The sequence below is a fragment of the Microcystis sp. LEGE 00066 genome, from assembly GCF_015207925.1.
GTDB lineage: Bacteria > Cyanobacteriota > Cyanobacteriia > Cyanobacteriales > Microcystaceae > Microcystis > Microcystis ichthyoblabe_A.
Window position 1 is genome coordinate 1 of the sequence record NZ_JADEVX010000243.1, and the last position, 5,327, is coordinate 5,327.

5 protein-coding genes and 2 pseudogenes are annotated in these 5,327 nt (G+C 40.8%); 3 read left to right on the plus strand and 4 right to left on the minus strand.

Translation table 11 applies throughout. The features are described from left to right. The first annotated feature begins 72 nt into the window (after positions 1-72). Positions 73-474 (plus strand): cytidine deaminase, encoded by a 402-nt coding sequence (gene cdd, locus IQ224_RS21360; protein WP_002749054.1) that lies wholly within the window; start codon positions 73-75, stop codon positions 472-474. Between the two features lie 104 nt (positions 475-578). Here cdd and IQ224_RS25135 read toward each other — a convergent pair. The 3 genes and pseudogenes from IQ224_RS25135 to IQ224_RS21370 form a co-directional block, all read right to left on the minus strand. Further along, positions 579-794: pseudogene (locus tag IQ224_RS25135) on the minus strand (hypothetical protein). A 6-nt stretch (positions 795-800) separates the two neighbouring features. Further along, positions 801-935, minus strand: a pseudogene (locus IQ224_RS24405) (BrnT family toxin); the annotation flags it as partial. Positions 936-1,151: 216 nt separating this feature from the next. Next, positions 1,152-2,417, minus strand: coding sequence for a YcjF family protein (locus tag IQ224_RS21370; RefSeq protein WP_036403152.1), 1,266 nt, complete (start codon positions 2,415-2,417; stop codon positions 1,152-1,154). A gap of 58 nt (positions 2,418-2,475) precedes the next feature. On the opposite strand from IQ224_RS21370, the gene IQ224_RS21375 reads away from it, so the two are divergent. Further along, positions 2,476-3,651 carry a DUF4336 domain-containing protein gene (locus IQ224_RS21375; RefSeq protein ID WP_194033470.1) on the plus strand — a complete coding sequence of 392 codons (1,176 nt, stop codon included), beginning with the start codon at positions 2,476-2,478 and terminating at the stop codon, positions 3,649-3,651. A gap of 58 nt (positions 3,652-3,709) precedes the next feature. Continuing rightward, a complete protein-coding gene (locus IQ224_RS21380) occupies positions 3,710-3,955 on the plus strand; it encodes a hypothetical protein (protein ID WP_002749050.1) in 246 nt (81 codons plus the stop codon). A 31-nt stretch (positions 3,956-3,986) separates the two neighbouring features. Here the strand turns inward: IQ224_RS21380 and IQ224_RS21385 are convergent, their stop codons facing one another. Next, positions 3,987-5,123 (minus strand): amino acid ABC transporter permease, encoded by a 1,137-nt coding sequence (locus IQ224_RS21385; RefSeq protein WP_194033471.1) that lies wholly within the window; start codon positions 5,121-5,123, stop codon positions 3,987-3,989. Between the last annotated feature and the right edge of the window lie 204 nt (positions 5,124-5,327).

A 5,327-nucleotide genomic window follows, 5' to 3' on the forward strand; every position in this document is an offset into this window, starting at 1 on the left:
CACCCTACACCCCACACCCCACTTCCCACTTCCCCAATTCCCCAATTCCCCACTCCCTGCTATCGGCAGCCGATGACCCTATCTGACCAAGAAAGACAACAACTCTGTGACACTGCTCGGGAAGTGGCGAAACTTTCCTATTCTCCCTATTCCCGTTTTCGGGTGGGGGCGGCGGTCTTGACAGATAAAAAGATTTATGCTGGTACTAATGTGGAGAACGCTAGTTATGGCTTGAGTTTGTGCGCGGAAAGGGCAACTTTAGCGCAAATAATCGCAGCGGGCGATCAAAAAGTACGGGCGATCGCTATAGCCTGTATCGATGGGAAGGATGATATTAGTCAGTTAACTCCCTGCGGAGCCTGTCGTCAATGGATAGCCGAATTAGCACCGCAAGCGGAGATTATTATCTGTGGAACTCAGCAAAATTATCGTTTTAATCTCTCGGATTTACTGCCTTTTTCCTTTCGTTTTTAACTGTGGGTAAAGTATCGGGGTTAAGGTACTACAACAACGGCTAAGATAACTGGTATAAGAGCCATGATCTGACAAAACATTAGTATCTAGTAAATACTTGAGAGTCATAAATGAACATCTCTCCCCGTTGACTTGTCCCGTAAATTATCAAAAGTATCATCATCAAGACTTGCCAAATCTACCCTTTGCCTAAAATCTTGCAAGGCTGACCAAAAATCATTAACCTCTCTAATTTCTACTAATATCTCTTCATTATCGGGAAAATCAACTTCCTCTAATAACTAAATAATTTTGCCTTTTTTAATTCCTTTAACTAACATAATATCAACTCCTTCTAAATGATCTGTATCGTAGAATTCAACATAGAGAGAATCATCAAAAATAGTTTTTGCTTCCTCAATTGAGACTGGCTGCTTTGATAGATTGCGTTCTGCCTTATTTTTATCCCAGTCAAACTGCATAAAGCCATTATACTGCTACTCACTGAAACTGATGGCACATTTTTGATATGTCTTGAACGGGATATATTAAACTGTATTGAACCATCGATCTGGTTCAGAAGTCCAAGTAAATTTCCAGTGGAGCTAAAGCTGACCAATATTACTAAAATCTCGCTAACTTGAAGATATGCTACTTGTCTTAGGCTGCTTCATCTCCAACACTTAAGGGACTAATAACTACATTTTATCTCCTCGCGTAGCGACATTTTTAAATCTTTCTTGGGCAGCAGAAAAAGCCTCTTTCATCACCCTTTGAATCCTCTTAGGATCGGGTTTTTTACCCCCCATTAAATCGCCAAAATAGACACAAGCACCCTCTCCCAGGGCCCAGGTATAGGCAGCGGACCAAGAAGCGGCGATAACACTGCCAAAACCGGGGATAAATTTCACTAATTCCCGACCGATGGCCTGGGCTAAAAAGCCGCCAGCGATCGCACTGACGACTCCGCCGGCTTGGGATGGGGTTAAGACTTGACCGTATAATTTGCCTAAAACCCCCACCATTGACACTTGTAGGGCGGTTAAAACGGGCATAGTCGCTAAGGGTAAGGGAATCGCCGCCAAGGTCGCCGCTATGACGGAAAAGGCTAACATATAGCGTCGGGCCACGTCCCGATAGAGATTGCCTAGTTTATTGCTGGTTTCCCGATCTAAAAGTTGGTGGATGGTGTTAGCCTCAGCTTTTGGCAATAAATCGGCTAAATTGTCTCTAAATGCCTCTAAACCGTAAAAAACGGGGTTATAACCATCTTCCTCTAGGGTAAAGTCTATTATCACAGAATTGTCGTATAAATCCTTAAAAGTTTCTTTAATTTCTTGATAGGCGCGATTGATATCCTCGAAATCGGGAGGATAAGGGGGATGATCGGCGATATTAGGAGGATAAAGCTGATGAAGGCAGGTTACAGCCAGTAAACAGGGGATTTTAGGATATTTTTGCCGCAGTTGTTTGGTAATTTCCAGAAGGCTATCGGTGGCAAAATCATCAATTTTTACCGTCACGATAAAAACCTGGGCGCGTCCCGTATTTTCAGCTAAATCTGCCAATAATTCCGCGATTATCGTCTCTGTGTGTTGATAGGCATCTCCTAACCCCACCGTATCGGTAAAAATCAACAGGGGTAAATCTTCTGCGGGGTAGGTGTAGCGCTGGGTGTTTTGGGTGTGGGGACGGAAACCTTGCCCGACGATTTCCGCCGAAACTCCCGTTATTCCCCGAATAATCGAACTTTTTCCCGTTTGCGGTTTACCGATTAACAGCGCCTCGGTGGTGGGTAATTCTTGACGGACTTTTTCTAAAATTTCCGCTACTTGACTATCACTGACACTAAACCACTGGAGGACAGTATTAGTCAACTGGTCGATGGGGAGTCTTTTCATCACTTCCCCCGTGAGACTATTCCAAGTATTGACCAAAGAATCAATGGGCAGTTTATTAGTCATGGGGATTAGAAGGGTTTATGATAACTAAAATAGAGATTTTCAGCCATAGAATCAGACGATGACAAAAGCCGCAATTAGTCCGCAAGATTTATCATGGCCTTTCTGGCCAATTGTACCACTTTATCCCTACGGTCAAAGACGGACAATTCGCCAAGAAGTGGTGAAAGATACGCTCTGGACATTTGAGCAATTGCAGGGTATTTTTTATGTGGTTGTGCCGATTCGCATGACGGTAATTAAGTTAGCATCTGGGGGTTTATTTGTTTATGCACCTGTGGCCCCGACTCCGGAATGTATTCGCTTAATGCGTGAGTTGGAAAGTGAACACGGGGAAGTTAAGTATATTATTTTGCCGACGATTTCTGGGATTGAACATAAGGTTTTTGTGGGTCCTTTTGCTCGTTATTTTCCTAAGGCTATAGTTTATGTTGCTCCTAATCAATGGAGTTTTCCTCTTAATTTACCTTTGAGTTGGTTGGGTTTACCGGCAAAACGAACAGAAATTTTACCTGCTGACTCGGCAACTACTCCTTTAGGAAAAGATTTTAGTTATGAAATTTTACCCGCAATCGATCTGAATGTGGGGTACTTCTCGGAAGTGGCTTTTTTTCATCACTACTCTCAAACTCTGCTGCTAACCGATGGCATTATTTCTATCCCAGAAAATCCTCCCGCTATTTTAGAATTAGACCCCTATCCGCTGCTGTTTCACGCTAAAAATACGGCTAAGGATCTGGTGGAGGATACCCCAGAAAATCGCCGTCGGGGTTGGCAAAGAATTTGTCTTTTTGCTCTTTATTTTCAACCTCCTGTTTTAGCTGTTCCCAATTGGATTAAGGTGTTTAGAGATGCTTTTACTGCTAAGGAAAAGAGTAAAAAAGCCTATTTTGGTTTATTTCCTTTTCAATGGGGGGATGATTGGCAAAGGACTTTTTTAAATTTGCGTCGCGAGGGGAGGTTAATAGTCGCGCCAATTTTGCAAACTTTGATTCTTAATCGCACTACTGACGAGGTTAGTCAATGGGTTGATAGAATTTCTCAATGGCCGATTAAACAGGTTATTCCTTGTCATTTTGCTAGTCCGATTCAAGCTGATAGTCAAGAGTTTCAGCAGGCTTTTTCTTTCTTGTTAAAAGATTCTTATTTACCTAAAGATGACTTGGAATGTTTAGAAAGTATTGATAGTTTTTTAGTGCGCTGGCGATTGACTCCTCCTCCTGATAAAAAATTGTAATTTATGGCTGAGAACTGCTATAATGTATTCGGTTGTTAGTTGATTGCTAATCAAGGTCATGCAAATTCCCGAAAATCCCAGTAATGATGACATCAGAGAAGCGTTGATTCAATTGCGAGAAGAACTTGGTCAAAAAGTTGACCGCTTAGAATATAAATTTGATGCCTATCAAAAAGGTACAGATGGTATGGTGAGAATGGCTACTACTATCATCATTGCCACCGCTTCTGTGGTAGTTTTATCTAGTCTTAGTCCTGCGGTGACAGCAATTATCACCGCTTTATATTCTGGTAATGCTCATTAATTAATTTATCGCTAAATTCTGGTGCATTAGGCTACCTTTCCTGAATTTTTACCCGTTTGTTTAATTGATTCATAGTCAAGGAAATCACCAGATTAAAGAATAAATAGGTGGCCATAACTACTGTTAACATCTCTACAGCTTTTCCTGTCTGATTAGCGATGGTACTAGAGATAGCATAAATATCATTATAACCGATAGCGATCGCTAAACTAGAGTTTTTAACCAGGTTTAAACATTCATTCGTTAAAGGAGGAATAATCACTGGCAAAGCTTGGGGAAAAATTACTAATCTCATCACTAATAAAGGTTTTAATCCCAAGGCTTTAGCTGCTTCCCATTGTCCCCGATTAACCGATTGAATCCCTCCCCGTACCGTTTCCGCAATAAAGGCAGCTGTATAAACAGTTAAACCGATTAGGAGAGTAGCAAACTCGGAAGAAAGATGTAAACCGAAGTCAATATTTTGATTAAGAGGATTAACTTGGGGATTTTGCCATTGTAAACCCCAGATTAGAGGAATTATAACTAGGATTAGTAGGCTAGTTAGGCATAAACTAAGTTTATTTTTTAGGGATAAAAATACTGAAATAATTATTCCTAAAATAATTATAGCTAAGGCTAACCATGTCCTGAAACTATTAGCGGGAAAAGGCAAATAGACTCCTGAGTTATTTAAAAATACCCTGCCAAAAAACTCTAAAGATTCCTCAATTTTCGGCAGTTTCAAAAATACAGCAAAATACCAGAAAAATAATTGTAATAATAAAGGAGTATTGCGAATAGTTTCCACATAAATTGTTGCTAACTGACGAATTAACCAATTATCCGACAAGCGACCTAACCCGATGACTATTCCCAGACTAATCGCCAAAAATATGCCAGTAATCATAATGCGGAGGGAATTAACTAATCCCACCAAAAGAGCGCGAAAATAGGTATCGGTGGGACTGTAGGCAATAGGAGAGTCACCAATAGCAAAAGAGGCTGGTCGGTCGGAATCAAAGAGAAAGCCAAAGCCAAAACTTAGGCGCAAACGTTGGAAATTAATCACTAAATTGCGACCAAAAAACCAGAAAATTAGGCAGACAATTAGCAGAATAATTACCTGTAGAAAAATCTTCTGAAATCGCTCATCGTACCAAAAAGAGTTTTTTTGAGGTAAGGTCATATTTATTATAAGTAAGTGGTTCTAATTAAATAGAAGATAGATTTTGCCTCTGATCCCCCCCTGCCCCCCTTGATAAGGCTATCCATTAGTCACATCTTTCTTAACATAAAATTTGACAAAAAGAGAAAAGTGTGCAAGATGGCTCAAGGAGGTTCTATGGGGGGACTAATTTGATGAGATAGTTTCCAAGTCTGGCTGATATCA

What these genes read in the sequence shown, in the direction of transcription:
- IQ224_RS21370 (WP_036403152.1), bottom strand. Translation starts at nt 2,417, where the DNA reads ATGACTAATAAACTGCCCATTGATTCTTTGGTCAATACTTGGAATAGT.
- cdd (WP_002749054.1), top strand. Translation starts at nt 73, where the DNA reads ATGACCCTATCTGACCAAGAAAGACAACAACTCTGTGACACTGCTCGG.
- IQ224_RS21385 (WP_194033471.1), bottom strand. Translation starts at nt 5,123, where the DNA reads ATGACCTTACCTCAAAAAAACTCTTTTTGGTACGATGAGCGATTTCAG.
- IQ224_RS21375 (WP_194033470.1), top strand. Translation starts at nt 2,476, where the DNA reads ATGACAAAAGCCGCAATTAGTCCGCAAGATTTATCATGGCCTTTCTGG.
- IQ224_RS21380 (WP_002749050.1), top strand. Translation starts at nt 3,710, where the DNA reads ATGCAAATTCCCGAAAATCCCAGTAATGATGACATCAGAGAAGCGTTG.